A 23,962-nucleotide genomic window follows, 5' to 3' on the forward strand; every position below is an offset into this window, starting at 1 on the left:
GTACATCTCCAAAAAGCACCACACCACGACACAAAAAAATCCCTCGGCTTATTATAAACACGAGAGATCCATTCACTAAATCAAGTTCACTTTTTTTCCACCACTGCTTTCCCCCCAGAATAGAGCCCACTCGCGGATAACCCCATCATTAACCCAACAAGTATGCCAGCCTTGATGTCATTTGGATAAATATAAACAATGCCACCAATCATGCCGAAAACGAGCGCCATAATCGGCAATAACCGTTTTTTCATCCCATACATCTTTAACAATTCTACGATTCCGATAATAAGAGGAATTAAGACGACATCATATATTTCCAGCATTTCTCCTCCTAATCACAATCAAATCAACCTTGTTATAAACTTTCCATCAATCTATTGTAATTCTCCTTTGTTCACTCTATGAAAACCACCAATTATATATAACCACTCGCCTAAAATATTATTCTATAGTAACTAAAAATTTGAAATGGAGTAGTTATTACCACTATTCGAATTCTACAGAAACGTTGAAATAACAATACTCTTTAAACTTAAAGCGTTTCCATTAATTATTTTTGACAATTGAAAACGTTTAATTGTATTATAGTGAAATATGAAGGAGGCATCATGATGTCACAGCTAACTAAAAAACAAATCGTTGAGAGTGTTCCACAAAAGGGATTCTTCGGTCACCCAAAAGGTTTGTTCACATTATTCTTTACAGAATTCTGGGAACGCTTCTCCTACTATGGGATGCGGGCAATCCTTGTCTATTATATGTACTACGAGGTAACAAATGGTGGACTCGGATTAGATAAAACCGTCGCATTGTCGATTATGTCCATATATGGGTCCCTCGTTTATATGTCTGGAATTATCGGCGGCTGGCTTGCCGACCGGATATTCGGAACATCGAAAGCGGTCTTCTATGGTGGTATTTTCATCATGCTCGGTCACATTGCATTGGCGATCCCAGGAAACTTAACGATGTTCTTTGTTTCAATGGTACTCATTGTTCTCGGTACAGGCTTATTAAAACCAAACGTTTCTAGTATGGTAGGAGATGTTTATCCGGAAAACGATAATCGTCGCGATGCTGGATTCAGCATCTTCTATATGGGTATCAACTTAGGTGCTTTCATCTCTCCACTCATCGTCGGAGGTCTGATGAATACAAGCTTCCACCTCGGTTTCGGTGTTGCTGCAGTCGGGATGTTTATCGGTTTAGTTGTTTTTATAGCGACAAAGAAGAACAGTCTTGGTCTTGCAGGTACGCAAGTAGCAAACCCATTGGCACCTGATGAAAAGAAAAAAGTCTATTCGATTTTTGGAATCACTACTGTTGTGCTCGCTGCTCTTATTGCTGTCGCGATTCCAAAAGGTTGGCTAACATTCGATTCATTTATCGCAATTGTAGGGATTCTTGGTTTCCTCATCCCAACCATCTATTTCGTTGTCATGTATAGAAGCCCGAAAACGACAAAAGTAGAACAATCACGCATTATCGCGTTTATCCCACTATTCTTAGCATCCGTTATGTTTTGGGCAATTCAAGAACAAGGGTCAACTATCCTTGCTCTCTATGCGGACACACGAACAAATTTAAATATTTTTGGCTATCAAATTTCACCAGCCTTTTTCCAATCATTTAACCCTTTATTTATCATTACATTAGCACCTGTTTTTGCATGGCTATGGGTTAAACTTGGGGATCGACAGCCTTCTATTCCACAAAAGTTCTCATTAGGCTTACTTTTCGCTGGATTGTCGTTCATAGTGATTTTAGTACCGAGTTACTTCGGTGGAACAGAGTCACTCGTTAGCCCCTTCTGGCTCATTTTAAGTATCTTCATCGTCGTCTTAGGAGAATTATGCTTATCACCCGTTGGATTGTCTGCAACTACGAAACTGGCGCCTGCTGCGTTCTCCGCACAGACAATGAGCCTGTGGTTCCTGTCAAACGCAGCTGCACAAGGACTCAACGCACAACTCGTCAAGTTTTACTCTGTTGATACTGAAATGCTGTATTTCGGAATCATTGGCGGAAGTGCAATTCTGCTAAGTATCATCGTATTTGCATTGTCACCAAGCATTCAACGGTATATGAAAGGTGTACGTTAATAGGTATCATAGGAAAAGCGTAATCCCCAACGGATTACGCTTTTTTTATTTTGCGATAAATAATAAAAAATAGTTTCTTCAAACTTTGTTTTCGGAATAATCGTTTTTAGATTCTTCTTTCAATGTTATAATAGAGGCATGATTCACATTATTGGAAAAGGAGCTTTTATATTATGATACTTGGTTTAACAATTATTTTAGTACTTGTACTTTTTTTACCTTTTACAGTAAAAATTGTAGAACGCAATCTAGAAGTCTTTTTATTCATCATGGGAATTTCAGCAGTCATCGTAAGTAAGGTACTCGACAAGGAGCTTGTTTTTAAGGCGCTGGAGGATCCACTACATATTACATTAGCAGTTATTGTTGCTGGTCTATTGTTCCGTTGGTTCCAAGGTCCGATTGAAAAAGGAATACTTGGCATGAGTAAAGCGATGCCACTTCGTCTGTTTTTAGCGCTTGTTGTCATTTTTCTCGGGCTAATTTCAAGTCTAATTACCGCTATCATTGCTGCGATTGTTCTTGTTGCAGTCGTTAGCGTTTTGCGACTGGACCGAAAATCTGAAATTCGGCTTGTTATCTTGACATGTTACTCTATTGGACTAGGTGCCGTATTAACACCAATTGGTGAACCACTATCTACCATCGCTACTAGCAAACTCAATCAAGATTTCTTCTACTTATTTAGACTGCTTGGTACAGATATTATTATCGGTGTAATTGTGTTCGGGCTACTCGCCGCAGTGATGATCAAACCGAAAGAAAAACAAGATCGCCTAAAAGCCAACCACGATACAGAATCTTATGTAGCTATCCTCATTCGCGGTTTTAAAGTCTATCTATTCGTCATGGCATTGACATTTCTTGGTGCTGGTTTTGAACCGTTCATCGAAAAATATTTACTTGATTTAAGCCCGTTTGTACTCTATTGGATTAATATGATTTCAGCAGTTCTTGATAATGCTACGTTAACAGCCGCAGAAATCAGCCCTACGATGGACGAACCAACCATTAGAGCCATTTTACTTGGACTTCTTATTAGTGGAGGAATGTTAATCCCCGGGAATATTCCCAACATTATTGCCGCAGGGAAACTCAATATTAAAAGTATCGAGTGGGCACGTTTCGCTGTTCCAATTGGTCTTATTGCAATGGTTGCTTATTTCATCGTCATTGTTATGGCAGGTTAACTAGACACAAGCACAGTCCTTCATGGATTGTGCTTTTTGCTCAGCTACTAAAAAAGGAGTGATTTACTTGGAAGCACAACAGTACTTGGCACGATTCACTACGACCGTACCAAATGAAGTCTCTCTACCAATTCTAACGATGCTCCAGCATCAACATTTGCAACATATTCCTTTTGAAAATTTGGATGTCATTCGAAAAACACCTATTTACCTCAACCTACAGCGAATATTCACCAAGGTGGTAGACAATCATCGCGGGGGCTATTGTTATGAATTGAACGGACTCTTTCATTGGCTATTAACTGAGCTTGGATTTACTGCACATTTAGTTGCTGCTACTGTGTTAAGGCCGAACGGCGAATGGGCAAAAGCAGAGACGCATGCAGCCATACTCGTTCAGCTAGATGTCCCTTACCTGGTCGATGTCGGTTTTGGAGCTGCCACGCCACGCACACCTATTCCACTCGATGGAAGCGAACGAACAGATAGCAATGGGACTTATAAAGTATCCTCCATTGGCGGACAGACATTTGATCTGACACAGGAAAATGAGGGAGGCAATCGAACACTCTACCGCTTTAATACCGACAAGAAAAAACTTATCGACTTCCACGAGGGCTGCGTCTTTAATCAAGTCTCCAAAGAATCGACTTTCACGCATATCGACATTGTTTCCCGCGCGACCCAAACAGGGAGGATAACATTAGCGGATCAAACCCTAACAACGGTGGAAAATGGTGTTCAAACAAGTAAGGAACTTTCAATAGAAGAAAAAGCATATACCTTACAAAATGTGTTTAAACTCCATATATAAATAGGGAAAAAAGGGAGTCAAATGAGAATTATCTCATTTGACTCCCTTGTTCTTGTTCTGTTACTTATTATTTCTTTTTAGACACTCTACCGAGAACGAATGCACCGGCCGCTAAGCCGATCATCGTATTCGTTTTCTTATTAAATACTTGCTTCACGACAAGATTCAAGTTTTGAGGCCTTTCTGCAAGACGACGCATGAAATAGCCATACCAATCTTGACCAAACGGTACATATGTGCAGAAGTTGTATCCTTCTTTTGCTAGTTGCAATTGCATATCCTTCCGGAAGCCATAAAGCATTTGGAATTCAAATTTGTCATTTGAAATATTATGTTCTTTTACAAATTGCTTCACATGATTGATCACATTGTGGTCATGTGTTGCGATTGAAGTGAATTTTCCGTTCAATAAATGCCACTCGATTAATTTAATATAATTTTCATCAATTTCTTGTTTATCCTGATAAGCAACTTCAGCTGTTTCTTTATATGCACCTTTTACAATGCGCAAACGGAAGTTTTTGTATTGTTCAAGGTCTTCTTCCGCACGGAAAAAGTATGCTTGAATAACCGTTCCAATATTATCGTAATCCTTCGACAGTTCATCTAACAGGTCAAACGATAGTTGCAAACGAGCATGGTCTTCCATATCAAAGTTGACGAAAATACCGTAACCACTTGCTTTTGAGACGATTTCCCGTAAATTCTCCAAACAGAACTGATAATCGATATCTAAACCAAGTTGTGATGGTTTCAATGAGATATGCGCATCAACGCCATGTGTATGAATTGCTTCAATGACACTTAGAATTTGCCCTTTGGCTTCTGTCGCCTCTTCTTCTTTAAAAACAAATTCCCCTAGGTTATCGACCGTACAAGAAATTCCGTGTGCATTCAATTCTTTAATGCTTTGAATTGTTTCTTCTACGTTCGTTCCGGCAACAACATTTTGTGCCCCTAATTTTAAACCGTATTTTTTAGCTGCGCTATTCAAAAGTTGGTTTTGAGATAAACCGATAAAGAAATCTTTCAACATGGGAAGTCGCTCCTTAGTACATATTTTATCAATTTAATTATATCACATTTACCTGCGAAAATTGCAATAAAAATTCACGCAGAAATGGTCATGATTCGACATAAATTTAGTGTTGGCGAGATGAAAAACGTTTTTCGAAAAACTCTTGCCCTAGTTCGACAAGTAAGCTGATTCCCCAGTATACAAAACCGACAAGGATATACACTGTCAAATAGTCAAATTCTCTACCGCCGACAATTTTCGCCCTTTGGAACAATTCAGGGACGGTAATCATCGCAGCTAACGAGGAGGCTTTGATGAGATCGAGCAAGACATTCGACAATGGCGGTATAGCAATTCTTATCGCTTGCGGAATAATGACAGAAAACATCGTTTGCCAATATGTCATGCCTAGCGCAGTTGCCGCTTCCCATTGCCCTTTGTCGACAGCGTTCAACGCTGAGCGATGAATTTCAGCCATATATGCTGAAGAATGCAAACTAAATCCGATTAGCGCCGCTGTCACTGCGGATAGTTGAATCCCAATATTCGGCAATCCAAAATACAAGAGAAACAAAAATACAAGCATCGGCGTTCCCCGCATATATGAAATAAAGAAACGTGACGGCCATCTTACGACAAACCACTTGGAACCTCGCCCTAGCGCCAATATAAAGCCTAGGACGAGCCCACACGCCATACCACCAAACGAAATGAGAATGGTATAACCGATCCCCTGAAGAATATAGGGCAATGACGTAATCGCAAGTTGCACATCAAATATATTTCCCCATTCAATTGTTGCCATACGTCAAGCCGCCCTCCCACTTATTCAAAGTCAAACGCTTGCTCAACGGAGACATCTTCGCCGCCGAAGAACTCCTTCGACAATGTAGAAATTGTCCCATCCGCATGCAAATCAGCAAGTACAGTATTCACCTGCTTCAATAGTTCATCATTATCTTTTTTCATAATGATTGCTTGGACATTCGGGTGATATTTAATTGTTGGGTGAATCATAATTTCAAACTCTGGAAACGCAGCAAGTGCTAATTTCTGCAAATAGTAGTCATTCAAAATTACATCCGTACGTTTTAAATCTACATCTCTCAAGTACACATCGTTCGTTACATTATCGTAAATCACTTCTTCTACACCATAGTCACGCCCAACTTGCATATAAACAGACGTCGCCGCTCCAGCAGCTTTTTTCCCTTTTAAGTCTTCTAACGACTCAATACCTGAATGATCAGCTTTACGGACAATTGCCGTTCCAAAAGAGTATTTGTAAGGGTCAGAAAACGTAAATTTCGCTTCACGTTCTGGTGTAATTTCAATATCATTTACTGCGAGATCCACTTGGCCACTGTTCAGAGATGTAAGCATTCCATCTAGCCCCATCTCAACAAAGCGAATATCTAGCTCCAAGCGCTTTCCGATTTCCCTCATAATTTCTACTTCGTAGCCTGTTAGCTCTTCTGTGTCGCTGTCATGGTAGGATGCCGGGTAAAGCGTTCCCGATGTTGCTACAACAATTTCTTTATTTTCAATCACTTTATCCCATACTGTTGCTGATGCTTTTTCTTTATTTCCGTTGCTGGATTTTGCACCCTCGTCTTCAGTATTCCCGCAAGCAGTCAATATCAACAACATTGCTAACGTAAAAACAGACAGTATAATTGCCCTAAACTGGAATTTGTTTCGCATTTGACTTCTCCTTCTTATGAATTTATTATGTATCGAATAATAGATACATACGAAGTATAAAGTATTCGTGACTTTGATGTAAGCCTTTTATGAACAAATTTTAAATAATACATAAAAAAACGAACGAAAAGTGTAAATAAATCACTAATTCTAATGAATTTTGCTATTTAATTATGCTATATTTGTAATTTATAGCATACATATTTTAAAAGTGGAAGGAGCTGTGCACGATGCGATTTTTTTGGAATGTCCTGGATAGTAAATGGCTAATACCTGCCTCACTTCGAGGTTTTTCACAAGTGATGCTCATCGAAAACACCTTGTCAGGCTGTCTCATCCTTTTTGGACTTGTCTTATATTCACCAACGTTTGCATCGATAGCACTACTTTCCTCAATCGTTGGAACAGTAACTGGTTACTATTATGGGGGAGACAAACAAGCTGCTCACCAAGGAATTTACGGATTCAACTCTTTATTGAGTGGAATAGCCGTCACTTTATTTCTACAAAGTGATTGGCGTTGGATGATTGCTCTCTTCGCAGCATTACTTGCCGCACTCATGATGATTGGAGTAACCAAAATTTTAGCCAAGTGGAATATCCCGATTCTCACTTTTCCATTTGTCTTCGTCACCTGGATGGGGCTTCTCGCAACCTATCAAATCAACCCGGTAGCTATCAACCCCGCATTCGTCGCATCCTCACCCGTTAAATGGAATTTACCGATGGAACATGCACCGCATTTCTTTTTAGGCTTAATCAAAGGCGTTGGTGAAGTCTTCATCATCGATTCGATTTCAGCTGGCTCACTCATCTTAATAGCTCTTTTTGTAGCGGGCTGGCGGTACGGAGTATATGCCATTATTGGAACATTCGTTTCATGGCTTACGGCTTTATCCTTTGGCGTCAATACAGAGATGCTTGATCTAGGATTGTATAATTACAATGCGGTATTAACGATGATTGCGATTGGTCTGGCGTTCGATGATAAAAGAAGATTTTTACTTGTAGGTATATTCGCTGCCGCTATGACGGTGCCGATTACAGCTGGGCTAGACCTATTACTCAATCCACTGGGACTACCGATATTGACATTTCCTTTCATTATTAGTACATGGTTGTTTTTAGCCTTCCGAAAAGCATTGCCAAAAATGGAAGTGACCCTATGACAAACCCCACAGAAGATTGTTCTTCTGCGGGATTATTTTCAGCAAGCTATCATTGTCGATTTATAGTTTAAATTGGCCGACTACTTCTTCTAGTTCTTGTGCAATTTGATTCGTTTCATTCGAACGAATAGTCACCTCGTCAATTGCCGCACATGTTTCTTCCGTTGCTGTAGAAATCGTTGCAGACATTTCTTCGATTCCTTGAATGGAGTGCGTCAACTCACTAATTAACGTAACAACACGACTGGAATTTTCAGCTTCGTCCGTTGTCAGCGCCGATATCAAACGAATATCATTTACAGTTTCGGTGACAGCATTTGAAATATTGCTTAGTGATTGTGCCGTTAAACGCACAGTTTCTGTACCTGTTTCAATTAGTTTTGTACTTTCTGATGTAGAAGTAACCACTTGTCCAATACTTTCAGTGATTGCCTGCACCAACTTTTCAACTTCCAACACTTCATCATTCGATTGCTCTGCTAACTTTCGAACTTCCTCTGCAACGACAGCAAAACCTTTACCATGCTCTCCTGCGCGAGCCGCCTCAATCGAAGCATTCAATGCAAGTAAATTAGTTTGGGCAGCGATTGCCGCTATAGAGCCTGTTATATCCTGAATTTTCGTTGTTGATTCAATCAAGTTCTCAATGGTTCCGCTTGCCTCAACGGAAGACTCTCGAATTCTTTCCATGTCACTACGAATATCATTGACACGCAGTCTACCTTGTTCGGCAATTTGCATCGTCTTTTGTGAATTCTCTGCACTAAAATCCGCTTTTTCTTTCGAGTTTTGCAGATTATTGGCAAGAGACACCAAAATTTCTGATGCATGTTCTGCACTATGCGTTCCATCCGAAATAGAAACCGCCGTGTCATTCATATTATGGGCTACTTGTTGAATTGCGACTTGCATTTCATTCAACGAAGTGGCTGTTGCAGCTGAATTTTGCGCGAGCTGTAAAGAAGTCGATTGGATCGTTCCAATAACCGTACGCAAATGTGCAGTCATCATATTCAATGTGCGACCTAGATCGCCAACCTCATCATTACTTTTTATTACAATATCTTCAATCGCTAGGTCACCGTCCGCAATCTTTTTCGCATGCGCAATAAGAGTCGATATCGGTTTTGTTTTACGTCTGATTAAGTACAGCGTGACAATCGATGCCAAAAACATCGGGATCAGACTGACTAAAATACCATTTCGTACAACATCCCATGTTCGATCTGCAACAATTGAACCATCAAAATCGATGACGCTAATGGCAATGATTTCACCACTTGAATCATGATTTTCAAAGATTGGTGCATAGCCCGATAAACGCTCTAATCCTTGGAATTCATAGAGCTCTGAATAAGTAGAGTGTTTCATTTCCAATAACTTTTTGATAGCTTTCTCATCCAGCGGAACCATATCGCCCGGTTTTAACCCTTTCGCTCGTGAATTGTCATCTAAGGCTAGAATTTTACCATTTAAATCTAAGATATACTGTGTTTCAAAAATATCTTTATGTTCAATCGTCCAGTTGATTTGTTTACCGACTTGATCCATTACGTCACGATCGCCGTCAAGCATTTTCACTACATCTTCCGCCCGGATTAGTCCTGTTGTAATGTTGGCACAGCCGTATGCTTCTATGCCTGCTGCATCATATAACTTGTCATATGCGGTTTTGTATGTTGCTACAGACGTAATCGCTAACATCGCAATCATTATGCCTACAATAATAGTCCCTAGCTGTACGGTCAATGAATTTTTCACTATGTTTCCCCCTAGTATTCTACGAGCTTCATACATATTACCTACCCTATCCTTCTATAATACTCTATTTCCTAATAGAAACAAAGCCCCAAAAGTCATTAACTGTTCATTATTGTCAAGAAAAAGCAGTGCTTAATATAACCAAATAATACACCGCACTGCCTGATAGAATGTTCAACTTAGACTATCCTCCTACTAATTTCATAATAGCCGTTACATTTCCTCTCCATTATAGTTCAACTTTTGTTCAACCAAACACTTTTGTATAATAATAGTGGTACAATGAAGGGGAACGGGTACTACCTATTTTGGAGGTTTTATGGATGTCTGAAAAAACGATTTTTGAATTACTTCACTCTTTTGAGCAAGTGAATCACAAAATGATTGTTCGTTGGAAAAGAAAATCTGCGCATGATCTCGGTATTTCACATATTGTTGTCTTGCACGAGTTGCGACAAGATGGTGAGGTTCGCCCTTCCGATTTAGCGAAAAGATTAGGTTTCACACCTGCTTCGCTCACACATCTCTCTACTAAACTTTCCAATCAGGATTTGATTATCCGTAGACAAGATGATACCGATCGTCGTACTACCTATTGGTCAATCAGTGAAAAAGGCATCGCTTTGCTAGAACAAGCCCAAAAAGATGGACAAGGAACGCGACGTGAACTATTCGCTCACCTATCTGAGGAAGAACAAGAGACTTTATTAGCTATCTATCAAAAACTTGATCAATCGCTAGACTAATGGCACTATACAAAAAGAGCACCCCAGTCGGGATGCTCTTTTTGTATAGTGCCATCGAAGTTGTCTCGCTCACTGTAACTGCTAGACCGCTTTATGTTTAGCGACTTATTTTGCTTGTACCTTCGCCATATACGCTTGGAAATCGGCGATGCTTGGATTGCCAGAATAATGTCCACCTTCGACTTGAATCGTTTGTCCTGTGATGAATTTAGATTCATCTGAAGCTAAAAATACGACAGTATGACCGATATCATCTGCTTCTCCATGATATGGGAGCGCATTAAATTTACCGAAAATATCTAGTACTTCCTGTGGCATATTACGTTCTGCAGCAGGTGTCAAGATTAAACCTGGTGCAATAGCATTACAACGAATGCTATCTTTGCCGTATTGTGCCGCAATATATTTCGTCAAATTGACTACAGCTGCTTTGGATGCACCGTAAGCCGAACGAACAGCATCACCTGCAAAAGCAGCCATTGACGCTGTATTAATAATAGAACCCCCGCCCGCTTTTTGCATATGCGGAATCGCATAACGGCTACCAATTAAGACGCTCTTTGCGTTAACATCCATCAAACGATCCCATTCTTCTAAATCGATATTTACGACATCCAAATCTTTTTGTAAATTCGATAGGCCAACATTATTATAAAGAACAGTAATCGTGCCAAACTGTTCAACTGTGAAATCGATTGCTTCTTTAATAGACTGCTCTTCACCAGCATTCAAAAAGATGCCGACTGCTTCGCTGCCTTGTTTGTTAATCTCCTCCGCGGCTTGTTTTGCACCTTCCACGTTAAAATCCGCAATGACGACTTTCGCGCCTTCTTTTGCCAATAATGTTGCAGCGGATAAACCAATTCCCGACGCGCCACCTGTTACTAAGGCAACTTTCCCTTGTACTCTGCCCATCTGTAAACCCTCTTTCTTCATTTGCTATCTCTACAAAATCTATTTTAACATTAAAATAGATAAGTTGGAATAGAAATGCATGTTGTCTCCTGAAGAAATAGGGCATGCTCATTTCTTGATCAATTACACCTCGGCGTCATTGCGTCCAGATTTTTTTCGAGCTCGCTCGAAATGCTCCCCTAAAAAATCTGTGACATCCGCCGGAGGCTTTATCTTCGTTCAGCCGGTGTTGAACACCCACTGAACAGGAAACAAAACCGCATTCATCTCGCCACCTATCGAGGTGGGAGTATTCTGCTGAACGAAGATAAATTAACGCATAATTGAGAACATTCTTATGTTCTTTTTAACTATTTCATGGTATCATTGAAAAATGTTCAAATGAAAAGGAAGAAGATGATCGCATATGTATCTAGCAAACACAGAACAAAAAAACATCCAAGTAGAAGATATTCTTATTGCCAATCAGTTGTTAAAAGATGTAGTTGTGCATACGCCGCTACAAAAGGACGAACGTCTATCTGAAAAATACGATTGCCATGTCTATATTAAAAGGGAAGACTTGCAACATGTTCGTTCCTTTAAACTACGAGGTGCCTACTATAAGATTAAAACACTTGAAGATCAAGCGCGTGAAAAAGGCATTATCTGTGCCAGCGCGGGTAACCATGCGCAAGGTGTAGCCTATGCATGTGCTCATTTAGGAATAGACGGCAAAATTTATATGCCACAAACAACACCTAAACAGAAAGTGAACCAGGTGCGAATGTTTGGCCGCAATTACGTTGAAATCATTTTAGTCGGCGACACATTTGACGATTCCTTTGCAGAAGCTGAAAAATGTGCAGTCGCAGAAGACAGAATCTTCATTCATCCTTTCGATGACGCTGATATTATTGCTGGTCAAGGAACTGTTGCAGTTGAAGTGATGAATGACATCGAAGAGCCTATTGATTTTATCTTTGCAAGTATCGGTGGTGGCGGTCTTATTTCTGGCGTCAGCACCTATATCAAAAACTTATCCCCACAGACACGTATAGTTGGTGTGGAGCCAGCAGGTGCAGCAAGTATGAAGGCGGCTTTTAACAATGATCACATTACAACGTTAGAATCCATCGATAAGTTTGTCGATGGGGCGGCTGTGCAATGCGTCGGTCAACTGACATTCGATGTTTGTAGTCAATATGTAGACGATATCATTCCCGTACCCGAAGGCAAAGTCTGCTCGGCAATTTTAAGCCTATACAACGAACATGCCATCATTGCAGAACCTGCAGGTGCATTACCAATCGCAGCTTTAGATTTCTATAAAGATCAAATCAAAGGTAAATCCGTTGTCTGCATTATTAGTGGCGGCAATAATGATATTGGAAGAATGCAAGAAATCAAAGAAAAATCATTAATTTATGAAGGTTTACTTTATTACTTCATCGTAAACTTCCCGCAACGCTCCGGCGCACTGCGTCAGTTTTTGGATAAAGTGCTCGGTCCAGATGATGACATTACAACCTTTGAATATACGAAGAAAAACAATAAAGAAAGTGGTCCTGGACTCGTCGGTGTTGAAATTAAAAGAAAAGAAGACTATGCAGGTCTTATCCAACGCATGAACGAATGCGGCTTCTCTTATAAAGAAGTCAACAACGATAGCACGTTATTCGGCTTGCTCATTTAAAAAAAATACCTAATCAATCAGCTCCTATAGCCTTGACACTATAGGAGCTTTCTATATCTTATTTCCGCCTTCAACATGTTACAATCTAAATAATTAGATTTATCAACATTCTCATTTCCCTAGCCTATTACTCATTTAATAAGTGAGTCTATTCCCGGCCTCCTCTCACAATTGTATAGTTAGTAATCACTTTACTAGAAAACCTAATCGTTATTTGTTATTATTATCATGTAAGATTTAAAACAATCTAAGGAGTGACAGTGAATGACTGAAAATCAAAAACCAAAACTAACTACTGCAGCAGGTGCACCCGTCGTCGATAACCAAAACTCAATGACAGCCGGTCCAAGAGGTCCAATCTTATTACAAGATGTTTGGCTACTCGAAAAACTTGCACATTTCGATCGTGAAGTAATTCCTGAGCGTCGCATGCATGCAAAAGGTTCAGCTGCTTACGGTACATTTACTGTAACGCATGACATCTCACAATATACGAAAGCAAAAGTATTCTCTGAAATTGGTAAGAAAACAGATATGTTCCTTCGCTTCTCAACGGTTGCTGGCGAACGTGGCGGCGCTGATGCAGAACGCGACATTCGTGGATTCGCTGCGCGTTTCTACACAGAAGAAGGAAACTGGGATCTTGTTGGTAACAACACACCTGTATTCTTCTTTAGAGACCCGATGCAATTCCCTGACTTAAACCATGCTGTTAAACGGGATCCACGCACAAATATGCGTAGCGCTAATAATAACTGGGATTTCTGGACATCATTACCTGAAGCGCTTCACCAAGTCACAATCGTTATGAGTGATCGTGGTCTTCCAAGTTCATATCGTACAATGCACGGTTTCGGAAGCCATACATTCAGTATGATTAACGCTCAAAACGAACGCGTTTGGGTGAAATTCCACATGCGTTCACAACAAGGTATCGAAAACCTAACAGATCAGGAAGCTGAAGTCGTTGTCGGGAAAGATCGCGAAAGCCATCAGCGTGACCTTTATGACAACATCGAAAACGGTAACTTCCCGAAATGGAAAATGTACATTCAAGTAATGACAGAAGAACAAGCTGCAAACATGCCTTACAACCCATTTGACTTAACAAAAGTTTGGTATAAAAAAGACTTCCCACTTATCGAAGTAGGGGAATTCGAATTAAACCGTAACCCAGACAACTATTTCGCAGAAGTAGAGCAAGCTGCTTTCACACCGGCAAACGTTGTGCCAGGTATCAGTTTCTCACCAGACAAAATGTTGCAAGGCCGCCTCTTCTCATACGGTGATGCACAACGTTACCGTCTAGGTGTCAACCATCACCAAATTCCGGTCAATCAACCGAAATGTCCATTCCACAGCTATCACCGCGATGGTGCGATGCGTGTTGATGGCAACCATGGCAGTAGAATGCATTATGAGCCAAACAGCTATGGTGAATGGCAAGAACAACCAAACTACAAAGATCCAGCACTCGATCTATTTGGTGCGGCAGATCAGTGGAACTTCCGTGAGGATGATGACAATTACTTCGAGCAACCAGGTAAATTGTTCAACTTGATGAGCCCAGAACAACAGCAAGTGTTGTTTGAAAACACTGGACGCAATATGCAAGGCGTTGACAAACATATCCAACTTCGTCACATTGCACACTGCTACAAAGCGGATCCAGCTTACGGACAAGGCGTAGCTAATGCGCTTGGTATCGCTTGGAGCGAAGTAGAAGCAGCTGCGACATTTGAAGCAAAATAATTATTACCCTACTAAAGGAATAGCCGTATCTGGCTGTTCCTTTTTTGATTTACTGTAAAATATTAGAATATCTATGAACCCTAGCTAAAAATAGACGCTTCGCATCCCTTGTCACCAAATTAAGGAAAAAATATATCATCTCTCTTCAGAAACATTATTACCGTTGTTCAGTTACATTAAAGTTGGTAACCCGAAAACCCTATAAAATCAACGGAATTTCTTAATTTTGAAAAAGTTGAATTTACATTAAAGTTGGTAACCCATATGTTCACTTCAAGCTGATTTACATTAAAGTTGGTAACCGATGATTAAAGTACATTGAAGTGATTTTATTGGATTTTTAAAAAATGGTACTATACTCAATCCCTATTTTCACAATTTCCCACACTTTTAGTATCCCGTTACCGCTTGTTAGTTCTTAGATATTTAGGTCAGCTCTACGGATTCGATATTGCTCCGTTGTTTCAACAACATTTTCCAGTGTTCTTTTAGTTTTTGGTAGTTTTTGTAGACTTTTTTGTATTAAAGATAAAGCCCCTATTTTCCTACCAATTTCCGTCTTAGTTATCCTTACATGTTTTATTGATTTCAATTGATTCGCAATTTCCTTTACCTGCTTTGCCATTTCCTCATCTCTTTGAACCCAATCAATACGATTATTATTAGGCTTAGATCTGCTATACTTTGGCCTATTCTGCATTAACCAATCCTTATCATGTTTATAAAGCCATTTGTAAACTGCTGTTCTTTGTGACGAGGGCTTTTCATCTTTAAAAGACAACCATTCAGTTCTCTTTATTTTCATATGATTTAACTTTTCATGTGTTTTATTACTATTGTATTTATTCGTCTCTGAAAAAAACTCAGCCTTTCGTTTAACGGTTTGCGGAGCCACCCCCAACTGTCTTGCTTTCTCTCTTAAAGAAAGTTTTTCGTCTGCCCACAATTCGTAAAGTTTAGTTTTCCAAACACCACCAAACTTTTTTATTCGACCAATTTTCATTTGATCTATTTCAGAAATATCAGGCCCCCTACGTGCATAAACAAATCCACAGTTACAGGTAAAAGTTCCAACTGGTTTCCCGGTATCAGAGCACCTTGCTGTAGCACATGATAATATTATTTTTTCTCCAAAATGACTTGCTGCTTTATTTAAACACGGCCAAGGACCACTACCAAATGGATTGGTAACCGTGATATTAAAATCACCTTTTTTTATTGTAGAAACTACATTCATGCCAAAAAAAGCGTGTAATAAAATATGGCGAAGCGGGTGAATCGCTTCGCCTGAACCTCGTAGCACCTTATGGATCCAAGTATACTGTTTAACACCCTCCACTTTACTTCCCATCGATTCTAATAAATCTTGACTATAATAATTGTTGAAAATAGGAATAAGTTTACTGAATTTAACTCTTCCTTTAGCTGATAGCATATTTAATTTTTGTAACTCGTTTAAATAGCTATATCTGATATCATCTATTGACACAGTCCCTTCAAATTTGAAATTTAATAAATAATATGAGTTCTGTGCAATAAACAAACTTAACTGATTTTCTACAAATACTCCATCAGTGCTTAGATTTAATGTGATAGAGTCTAAAGCAACAAATTCATGCTTATTGCTTCTTTGCGCATAAAGTACATCGGATTCACTGAGCTGAATCTGATGCTTATAACAAACTGTAACCCCAGGAAGTTGATGCGAACGATGCCAATATGCTAGGCCATATTGATTCCGATTATCCCTTACACAAAATGTACAGTACCTTAAATTTCGTGGCGGCTTCACTCCATTCGCTATTAAACCCACTAACATATGAATCGAGCTTCCATAATTAAAGTACATTTCATATAGAATTTTTTCTAAACGATCTCTAGATATAAAATGACTATAATAAGGCAATAGAGTGTGTTCTTGAAGCAATTTCTCTTTGCTGATATTTCCCCCTGGAATACGCTTGCTTAGTATATCTAGGCGGCATGGTAGATCAGTTGCGGAACAAACAGTATTACACCCAAATAAATCTCTATTGGTTTTTTTTATACTCTCGTTACCTGAATAAGTGTGGTATCTAGCTAATGCACTATACAATAATTCATCCGGATAAAGAGGGGGGAAAAAATGCATTTTTTCACTCCTTATGAATTGTTTATTTGATCGATTTGCCCCTCTACCCATTGTATAACCGAAAGTGAGCACTTTTTATATGATTTGAAATTATTTTGAATTAATTTTAACGATAACTTTTTATATCGAGACTTATTAAACCAGTCTACTACATGTGGAAAATTACGAACTAGGTAGTGGTCATCTGTTTCTAAACTATTCTCCATTAATTGTATTGTCTTCGGTAAGTAGTCACTGTATTGACGTAACCTACCTTCTACATAACTGGGAAGCTCCTTAAGAATTTCTTTTTTTGTAATCTTTTTTTGAGGGAGGTTCTCCCATATTTTCGGTACCACGGCTGAAACAAGCTGGTACATTTCATCATCCAGGGTTTCTAAATTCAACATTCTAGACATTTTTCTTCTAGCCGGTAAATGACATTCCATCCAAACTCGATCATGTTTCATTATCCAATCATATCTGTGGATATTGTATCTTCTAATTTGAGGTCTACTAGCACCCTCTCCTAATATCCTAATCGCTTCAAGAACAGTTTCTTTACATAATTCTAATTTTGTTTTTTGAGTAGTTGCGGCTACCTCGAGTTTCACTTGCAATATTTCATCATGTGCATTTTTCTGTTCCATTGTCATTAAGTGCCTTTGTAACTCCATCCTATAAGGCTTTAAATATTTTCTAACAATTCTTCTGTTATTTTGAAGTAGCTCGGCAATCTGATTAATATTAATACCACTCTCAAAATAGATTATTGCTTTATGAGTAAATAATGAGCCCATCGTTTCAATTGAATATCGACTTTCATCTTCTACGCTAGGGAAACCTTTTCTATAGTAAGTCATGCCACAATGTTCACACGTAAAATACCCAGTTATCCACTCATGTACTTTACGCTTACATTTATTTATCACCTTTTGATTAAAAAAAGGACATATTCGGTTATTGCAAACCCACGGTCCGAGGCCAAATGGTAGTGGAAAGAAATAAGATTCATCTTGTTTTAAAAAGTTAGTTACACTCCCTGAGAAAAAACGCATTAGTAAAATGTAAAATACAATTTGCTTTCTCATCTGGTCTGGCACGAATAAATTAGTAATCGCATTGGCTCTTAAAAGTTCATTTATATTTAATCCGAGTTCACCCAAAACTTCCCTGCCATAGAAGTCAATGACATCAGCAATTAGATTTTTCTTATAAATTGTCCCTCCTTTAAAATGAATGTATCCTCTGTTCCCCAAATTAACCATTAGTTTTTGAAAAATATAATTTAACGATAAATTCTTTGCTTCCATAAGTGTTTGAATATCATCTAAGAACTCATACTTAAAAGTATCCAACCACTCCGATTTATTGTCTTCAATGATATCATGACCGTTTGGGCACTTAGGTTCTATTAACATCAAATTAGCATTATCGCTTACAAAAGGTACATTACATATTGAACAGCTATGAATAAGTGGGATTTCATGAACTGGACAAACGGTTAAAAAAGAAAATTGATGTGTTCTATGCAAGTACACTTCTCCGTAAACTTCATAATCATTGAGTAAACAAGAAGAGCAATACCTTATCTCCTCTGCGAGAAATTGTTTTTCCAAATCTTTAGTAATAGAAGACAATCCTCGACTAGGTTCAGAGAAATAAAATTTATGTGTAAAATCATTGTGCAAATCTCTATTAACAAATGGACGAAAAAAAGGGTAAAAAGAATGATTATCTATGACATTTAGTATAAAATCTTTTGAGACTCCAAGTTGTGTAGTGATACTCATTAAATTTTCGGGGAATATAATCATTTGAGTAAATGCTTTTCCTAATAACTCTTTTCTAATCTTCAGATAAGAGACATGCGGAGAACGTAATTGGTATCGAAATAAAATACTTCTAAAATCTTCATCTGGATACATTGATGGAAATGAAATAATTGAGCCCATATCAAGTCTCCTTACTCACTAATAATAAATTCGTCATACGAACTTACTAATCCAGCATCTCGAAGAGCCTCATCCGCAGTCTTATTTCCCTTTAATCCTTCAAAAGCAATGAACCTTATATCATCCGAATCAAACTCTTCAGGTCGTTTCTTCCGTTTTTTATTCTCTTTGTTAACTTGTTCAATACTTTCTACGTTTTTTTGACTTCCTCTATGTTCTAGCACCAATTTTGCTACTTCAGCATACAACTTTTCATTATCTTGAGAACCACTGTTTTCTCTTTCAACCGTTATTGCATATTTTTTTGCATCTTCAACTGTACAGCCCATTTTCGAGGCAAAACTGGATAGCTGCTCAATCAATGTTTTTTTATTTTTTTGCAATATAATTCTTTTATGTTCCTCTGACATTTGACCGTCAATTTGAATACGGTGACGAATATCCATAAGATAACTATTAAATGAGATCCAATCTGGTTTTAGATCATCGAACTCCTTAGGATCTACTTCGTCTCCATTTCTAATACGTTCAAATATAGGCTGTACTAGCCTCAATGTTTTATTAGCAACTTTCTCTATCATATCAACATCTATCTTCTCGGTATCGCTGTAAAGAATTGCATGGGATTGTACATGCATAAAGAGTTTGACTGCGAAATCAGGAATACCAATTGTATGATAATACATCGCAGATTTGATTTCCGATGTTATTTCAGTGAAGCTTTTAGTATATTGTAAATCCCACAAACTCTCGATGAACTGTTCCCATTCCCATTCATCTTTCATTCTGTCTGTAATGTTTTCCCCATAGCTATCTGCTACTCCTCTACGAGTATTTGCTAAACTTGTCTTAAAAATATAAAGCGCTTTAAAAGTACCAATAATAATAATTGGAATACCAATTGAATTAGTTAGTTCTGTAATGAAATCAATCATTTTCTCGTCTCCACCTGAATGTGCACGGTTTACTCTTTGAATTTCATCAATTACTAAAATGCCCAAATTTATTAAACCAGCTACTTTTGCCATGCGTTTTGCTAGAGCTTCAATTCTGCCATCTTTTTCAGCTAAATCTGCATAATATGTTGTTCCTAACAAATCATCAACTGCTGTGTAGAAATTCCGACATAAAGCACCTATAGATTTATTGCTAGGACATTCAATCTTAAGCCATACTACTTGTTTACAAGTCAATTGCTTATCCATGTAATTAGTATGATGTATTACTTGGGGAATTAGCGATAAAAGTTTATCATATGACCTTGATTTCCCCATACCACTTAATCCTATTTCAGCACACTGTTGAGCGGTTTGAATATGTCCTAGTATATTTAATCCATTCTCATCAGTGCCATGTTCTAATATCTTGTCATATCCAACAGAGAGATGCCTATGATACATTGGTGTCATAGGGTTTCTGGATTGGTAACCAATTTTTATCATATTGTATAAACTACGATATTTATTAAAATGGGAAGTAAGAGGTAACCAAAAACTAGGTTTTATCTGCTGAATCAATTCAATTCGATCTTCATCATCTAAATCTTCTATATTTCCATTAAATTTTGGAGTTGAATATAGCTGATCGTATAGAACTTCTCGCGATAATCGCTTAGGAAGCGCCTCTATAAAAGGATTTCCACTATTCTCAGGTACAATTTGTTCGTTATATTCTGCATTTACTTGATAACCTTTTAAATAGATAAATCGATCACTTTTCATTTCCACGGTTTTCACGTCTTTCCTTGTTTTTAGACATTAGGAAAAGCTGCATTTCCGTCATTTTTGTTATTTCAGAAACACCATCTGTATTTTCATTTTCAATTGAGAATTCACCCTCATTACTTACATGATCAATGACTTTCTCTTTATCAACTGTGGTCCATGCATCCCCACTAGAGATAGTTCTCTTATCTAAATTGCGTGCGAGACGTTTATTTTCGAATTTCCCCGATTTCTTTTTCCCTCTTTGTGCAGTTTTCGTTTTCTCAGATTCAGATATAGATAAGCTTTCGGCAACAGCATCTAGGGGTGCTTCTATATTTACCCGCTGTTTTTTCAACTGTTTGAGCTGCTTGTTCTTATAATTCATCAAAACCTTAACATCATTAAAATGTAAATCCTCATACTCCCTAAATTTAGGTGTTAGAAAGCATTGTTCAAACGTTCCATCCTTTAACTTAAGAAATATACTACTGCAATTTCTCGGATCATAATTCACTAGTATATTTTTTTCTCCATAGATGCTCTCCTGTTCAAACCATCCCTCCTCAAAACCTCTATCAGAGGAAAAACACATTTTTTTAAATGAAATGCCACTTCTAGTGACCAAGCCTTCTCCATTCGGTAGTAAATTTAATCTAATTAGATTTCTTGGCATTTCGTGAAGTAGATTCTTTTTTAACCCCCAGTTCCACATCCCTAACGGCGTCAATTCTACTTTTTCTTGGAACATTTCTTTTGTAATTACAAATTCATCTGGTAAACCAGATTTGTTGAACTCAAGAACAAATAAGATAGTCAATATAGAAAAGGCCTCAATTGTATGCACAGCATAGTTTTCTGGGTTCTTATCACCTCTTTCTCGATACTCCTTTCGAACCGCACTTTCTGTCATTGACTCTCGAACCCTTGCATTATATCTGCGAAATTGTTGCTCAACATAAGGCTTAAAATCTCCACGATAGGAAGGTGTATTTCTTACTCTCACATTAATGCCAACTAAGTTATTAGAGTTTTTACTTTTATGTTCTCCGCGATCACCAGCTATAGATTTAGGGAGATGTTGGCATGGCCAATCTTCTTCTGTTATTTCTATCCCGAACCTTGAACAGTATTCAACTTTATTTGTAGATGCATTTTCTAATGCTACCATTTCTTCTTCCCAAGATGGAGTGGTACAAATATGGACCCCTACAATCATACGGGACATAACATCTTTGACAAAGTATACGTGTGCTCTTCCTATGACCGTTTCTCTATCTAATGACACAAGAATTACATCGGCAGGTGTTGAGTCGATTTCGTAATAAGCACCGGGACCTTGAACGTCTTCTTCTGGTGTTCCTATAAAAGCTCTTGCGTTCATTTCTGCTTTTCTCTTGCCGTATTTTGCGCCGTATTTTTGCTTTGAGTTATATTCCTTGTCATACCAATAGCGAAATTGTCTTTCAGTTGGACATTTTTCGGGTTCAACGATTGGAATCATTTCATTAAATTCTCGATAATAACCCGTTTTATATTTACTTTGTAACAGTTTTTTATATGTTTCTTTAATAGTTAAACTTTTATCGATATGAAATTTTTTTATTGCCCATCGAAAATTCTCTTTATCCTCTGCACGTATAATATATTCATTACCATCCTCTGATTTAGGTCCCGATTTCTTTACATACTCTCTATCAACTACTCCGCAATCTAGATAATTTTTTAATAACCCGTTAATAGATTTTCCATAGAACCAATATTTTTTTAACCAGTCATGAATAGTTTTTCTAGGTTTCCCTGTAGTATTCATTGCATCTCTAACAAATGCACCTCGAAATTCTGGTAAGTATATTTCTGGTTCTCTCGTAACCATCGGTTCGATAATGGCCCATTTAAAATCGCGATCTTCTAAGTACGTCCTTGAATACTCTTCATCCGGTGCATGTAACCTCAAGTCGGGTTCTGAATAATATATTCTCGCAAGCCCAACTTCAATTTGTTCAACCAAATCCTGATATGGGCGGAAATAGGGAAACTGCATCTTCTTTTTGTCTTGAATATTCATAAGCACTACTTTACTTTTATCTGCCGAAATCCACAATATTCTTTCAATTAACAATTTCTCGCTAGATACATCATCAAATTCTATTATAGTGTTTTCCAATAAAAGCATTCATATTCAACTCCTATGTTTTCATAGACCTAATACGGACTGTTACTTTCCAGAATTAGAGGTCTATTTTCTCTAATAAGTTGATTCATATCTGTTTTCCATACTTTGTTTACCAACATGTGCTGCATAATATATAATGACGTTCCTGCCTCCAGTCCTAGTTCCGCATCACTTTTCAAACAATTTTTACTTATAGAATCCTTCGGACTATAGGATGAAAGTAAATTAAATAACGGGCCAGCCACTAGATCTACCATTTCTAAGTCAATACCTGGACGCGAACCTAAAAATTTAGCATCATACATCCAGTCTATATTTCTAATCATATTTATTGGTTTAGGTTTATCAAAAACCATTGCCCAATTTATTCCGATTTCCTGAAAATATCGTCTTTCAATCTCAAACAATTCTAATGTTCTTTTCGTCAGTCTTGACACCGGTTTTATCGTCCTTGCAACATCAATAATATCTTCATCCTTATTTACTACACTGAGCATAAAATCGGTTGACATAACAACATTCTCACCTTTTAAATGTGGGTGACGAATATTTAATTTACTTGCAATTTCCATAGTCATTTCTATCGGGGTTAATGGATACTGCTCTCTAATATCGACAATGTTGTCTGACCATTCTTGAACAAGAAGGAACTGATATTCGTGCTTAGATAGTGTGTGATGTATTCTTCCAGTCTTCCAACCTAATGTCCTTGTTAGCCAGCCTTCAGAAGCTACTTTATTGTCATTTGTTTGTATAAAAGGTACATACTCTCTACCTCTTCCTTGGCCCCTCCCATCTTTCAAACGATTCAAATGTGACTTACTAATAATGTAATTATTCATTTTATCCCCTCCGATATACGAAAAGGCGCATAACGATATTCCATTATGTGCCTCAAAGATGGTAACAATAATTATCGCAAAAGCCGTAATTACCTTTGTATTGTTTCTCCCAAATATATATAATTTAAATATTCCCCTTTTCCTAATTACAGAAACCTAGGTAGTTTAAATAGATGTACATATAAAAATATCCGCACTATCCTATTTACACTTGCAATCAAGTGGGGTTTTAGTAGCATATACTGGAATCTTCATTTCTAAACTGAGTACTTCAACTTTGTTGCAAATTTGTTTAATAGAATACGAAAACAGACGAGATTCCCTTAA

Annotated in this window: 18 protein-coding genes; 7 read left to right on the plus strand and 11 right to left on the minus strand. The window is 38.0% G+C overall.

Annotated features, from left to right (window positions below; translation table 11 throughout):
• Positions 1-86 precede the first annotated feature (86 nt).
• On the minus strand, positions 87-326 hold the full coding sequence (locus MKY34_RS14585) for a hypothetical protein (protein ID WP_342511802.1): 240 nt from the start codon (positions 324-326) through the stop codon (positions 87-89).
• Positions 327-614: 288 nt separating this feature from the next.
• Here MKY34_RS14585 and MKY34_RS14590 point away from each other — a divergent pair, with 288 nt between their 5' ends.
• The 3 genes from MKY34_RS14590 to MKY34_RS14600 all read left to right on the plus strand — a co-directional run bounded on the left by MKY34_RS14590 (position 615) and on the right by MKY34_RS14600 (position 4,109).
• Positions 615-2,105 (plus strand): peptide MFS transporter, encoded by a 1,491-nt coding sequence (locus tag MKY34_RS14590; protein ID WP_342511804.1) that lies wholly within the window; start codon positions 615-617, stop codon positions 2,103-2,105.
• 173 nt (positions 2,106-2,278) lie between these two features.
• Positions 2,279-3,295 (plus strand): DUF1646 family protein, encoded by a 1,017-nt coding sequence (locus MKY34_RS14595; RefSeq protein ID WP_342511805.1) that lies wholly within the window; start codon positions 2,279-2,281, stop codon positions 3,293-3,295.
• 67 nt (positions 3,296-3,362) lie between these two features.
• Positions 3,363-4,109 carry an arylamine N-acetyltransferase gene (locus MKY34_RS14600; protein ID WP_342511808.1) on the plus strand — a complete coding sequence of 249 codons (747 nt, stop codon included), beginning with the start codon at positions 3,363-3,365 and terminating at the stop codon, positions 4,107-4,109.
• 67 nt (positions 4,110-4,176) lie between these two features.
• Here MKY34_RS14600 and MKY34_RS14605 read toward each other — a convergent pair whose 3' ends face one another.
• The 3 genes from MKY34_RS14605 to MKY34_RS14615 form a co-directional block, all read right to left on the minus strand.
• Positions 4,177-5,145 (minus strand): proline dehydrogenase family protein, encoded by a 969-nt coding sequence (locus tag MKY34_RS14605; RefSeq protein ID WP_342511809.1) that lies wholly within the window; start codon positions 5,143-5,145, stop codon positions 4,177-4,179.
• 106 nt (positions 5,146-5,251) lie between these two features.
• Positions 5,252-5,932, minus strand: coding sequence for an amino acid ABC transporter permease (locus MKY34_RS14610; protein WP_342511810.1), 681 nt, complete (start codon positions 5,930-5,932; stop codon positions 5,252-5,254).
• A 20-nt stretch (positions 5,933-5,952) separates the two neighbouring features.
• Positions 5,953-6,831, minus strand: a complete 879-nt coding sequence (locus MKY34_RS14615; protein WP_342511811.1) for a transporter substrate-binding domain-containing protein — start codon at positions 6,829-6,831, stop codon at positions 5,953-5,955.
• 230 nt (positions 6,832-7,061) lie between these two features.
• Here MKY34_RS14615 and MKY34_RS14620 point away from each other — a divergent pair, with 230 nt between their 5' ends.
• The gene (locus MKY34_RS14620) at positions 7,062-8,000 is read left to right on the plus strand and encodes an urea transporter (RefSeq protein WP_342511812.1); all 939 of its coding nucleotides are present in this window, start codon (positions 7,062-7,064) and stop codon (positions 7,998-8,000) included.
• 60 nt (positions 8,001-8,060) lie between these two features.
• Here MKY34_RS14620 and MKY34_RS14625 read toward each other — a convergent pair whose 3' ends face one another.
• Positions 8,061-9,761: a methyl-accepting chemotaxis protein gene (locus tag MKY34_RS14625; protein WP_342511813.1), complete on the minus strand. Its 1,701-nt coding sequence runs from the start codon at positions 9,759-9,761 to the stop codon at positions 8,061-8,063.
• Between the two features lie 323 nt (positions 9,762-10,084).
• On the opposite strand from MKY34_RS14625, the gene MKY34_RS14630 reads away from it, so the two are divergent.
• A complete protein-coding gene (locus tag MKY34_RS14630) occupies positions 10,085-10,507 on the plus strand; it encodes a MarR family transcriptional regulator (RefSeq protein WP_342511814.1) in 423 nt (140 codons plus the stop codon).
• A 105-nt stretch (positions 10,508-10,612) separates the two neighbouring features.
• Here the strand turns inward: MKY34_RS14630 and MKY34_RS14635 are convergent, their stop codons facing one another.
• A complete protein-coding gene (locus MKY34_RS14635; RefSeq protein WP_342511815.1) occupies positions 10,613-11,422 on the minus strand; it encodes an SDR family oxidoreductase in 810 nt (269 codons plus the stop codon).
• Positions 11,423-11,828: 406 nt separating this feature from the next.
• Between MKY34_RS14635 and ilvA the strand changes: the two genes are divergently transcribed.
• Positions 11,829-13,097 carry a threonine ammonia-lyase IlvA gene (gene ilvA / locus MKY34_RS14640; protein WP_342511816.1) on the plus strand — a complete coding sequence of 423 codons (1,269 nt, stop codon included), beginning with the start codon at positions 11,829-11,831 and terminating at the stop codon, positions 13,095-13,097.
• Between the two features lie 264 nt (positions 13,098-13,361).
• Positions 13,362-14,849: a catalase gene (locus MKY34_RS14645; RefSeq protein WP_342511817.1), complete on the plus strand. Its 1,488-nt coding sequence runs from the start codon at positions 13,362-13,364 to the stop codon at positions 14,847-14,849.
• Positions 14,850-15,267: 418 nt separating this feature from the next.
• Here MKY34_RS14645 and MKY34_RS14650 read toward each other — a convergent pair whose 3' ends face one another.
• The 5 genes from MKY34_RS14650 to MKY34_RS14670 are packed head-to-tail and all read right to left on the minus strand — an operon-like array spanning position 15,268 to position 23,635.
• A complete protein-coding gene (locus tag MKY34_RS14650; RefSeq protein ID WP_342511818.1) occupies positions 15,268-16,980 on the minus strand; it encodes a TnsD family transposase in 1,713 nt (570 codons plus the stop codon).
• Between the two features lie 11 nt (positions 16,981-16,991).
• A complete protein-coding gene (locus tag MKY34_RS14655) occupies positions 16,992-18,914 on the minus strand; it encodes a TnsD family Tn7-like transposition protein (protein WP_342511819.1) in 1,923 nt (640 codons plus the stop codon).
• A gap of 11 nt (positions 18,915-18,925) precedes the next feature.
• Positions 18,926-20,635, minus strand: coding sequence for an ATP-binding protein (locus MKY34_RS14660; protein WP_342515270.1), 1,710 nt, complete (start codon positions 20,633-20,635; stop codon positions 18,926-18,928).
• Positions 20,625-22,793, minus strand: a complete 2,169-nt coding sequence (locus MKY34_RS14665) for a transposase (RefSeq protein ID WP_342511820.1) — start codon at positions 22,791-22,793, stop codon at positions 20,625-20,627. Before MKY34_RS14665 ends, MKY34_RS14660 begins: the two co-directional genes overlap by 11 nt.
• A 29-nt stretch (positions 22,794-22,822) precedes the next feature.
• The gene (locus MKY34_RS14670) at positions 22,823-23,635 is read right to left on the minus strand and encodes a TnsA endonuclease N-terminal domain-containing protein (RefSeq protein ID WP_342511821.1); all 813 of its coding nucleotides are present in this window, start codon (positions 23,633-23,635) and stop codon (positions 22,823-22,825) included.
• Between the last annotated feature and the right edge of the window lie 327 nt (positions 23,636-23,962).

The sequence above is a fragment of the Sporosarcina sp. FSL K6-1522 genome (genome assembly GCF_038622445.1).
Classification (GTDB): Bacteria; Bacillota; Bacilli; order Bacillales_A; family Planococcaceae; genus Sporosarcina.

What these genes read in the sequence shown, in the direction of transcription:
- MKY34_RS14635 (WP_342511815.1), bottom strand. Translation starts at nt 11,422, where the DNA reads ATGGGCAGAGTACAAGGGAAAGTTGCCTTAGTAACAGGTGGCGCGTCG.
- MKY34_RS14645 (WP_342511817.1), top strand. Translation starts at nt 13,362, where the DNA reads ATGACTGAAAATCAAAAACCAAAACTAACTACTGCAGCAGGTGCACCC.
- MKY34_RS14610 (WP_342511810.1), bottom strand. Translation starts at nt 5,932, where the DNA reads ATGGCAACAATTGAATGGGGAAATATATTTGATGTGCAACTTGCGATT.
- MKY34_RS14670 (WP_342511821.1), bottom strand. Translation starts at nt 23,635, where the DNA reads ATGAATAATTACATTATTAGTAAGTCACATTTGAATCGTTTGAAAGAT.
- MKY34_RS14655 (WP_342511819.1), bottom strand. Translation starts at nt 18,914, where the DNA reads ATGGGCTCAATTATTTCATTTCCATCAATGTATCCAGATGAAGATTTT.
- ilvA (WP_342511816.1), top strand. Translation starts at nt 11,829, where the DNA reads ATGTATCTAGCAAACACAGAACAAAAAAACATCCAAGTAGAAGATATT.
- MKY34_RS14660 (WP_342515270.1), bottom strand. Translation starts at nt 20,635, where the DNA reads ATGAAAAGTGATCGATTTATCTATTTAAAAGGTTATCAAGTAAATGCA.
- MKY34_RS14590 (WP_342511804.1), top strand. Translation starts at nt 615, where the DNA reads ATGTCACAGCTAACTAAAAAACAAATCGTTGAGAGTGTTCCACAAAAG.
- MKY34_RS14605 (WP_342511809.1), bottom strand. Translation starts at nt 5,145, where the DNA reads ATGTTGAAAGATTTCTTTATCGGTTTATCTCAAAACCAACTTTTGAAT.
- MKY34_RS14585 (WP_342511802.1), bottom strand. Translation starts at nt 326, where the DNA reads ATGCTGGAAATATATGATGTCGTCTTAATTCCTCTTATTATCGGAATC.
- MKY34_RS14620 (WP_342511812.1), top strand. Translation starts at nt 7,062, where the DNA reads ATGCGATTTTTTTGGAATGTCCTGGATAGTAAATGGCTAATACCTGCC.
- MKY34_RS14595 (WP_342511805.1), top strand. Translation starts at nt 2,279, where the DNA reads ATGATACTTGGTTTAACAATTATTTTAGTACTTGTACTTTTTTTACCT.
- MKY34_RS14615 (WP_342511811.1), bottom strand. Translation starts at nt 6,831, where the DNA reads ATGCGAAACAAATTCCAGTTTAGGGCAATTATACTGTCTGTTTTTACG.
- MKY34_RS14650 (WP_342511818.1), bottom strand. Translation starts at nt 16,980, where the DNA reads ATGCATTTTTTCCCCCCTCTTTATCCGGATGAATTATTGTATAGTGCA.
- MKY34_RS14665 (WP_342511820.1), bottom strand. Translation starts at nt 22,793, where the DNA reads ATGCTTTTATTGGAAAACACTATAATAGAATTTGATGATGTATCTAGC.
- MKY34_RS14630 (WP_342511814.1), top strand. Translation starts at nt 10,085, where the DNA reads ATGTCTGAAAAAACGATTTTTGAATTACTTCACTCTTTTGAGCAAGTG.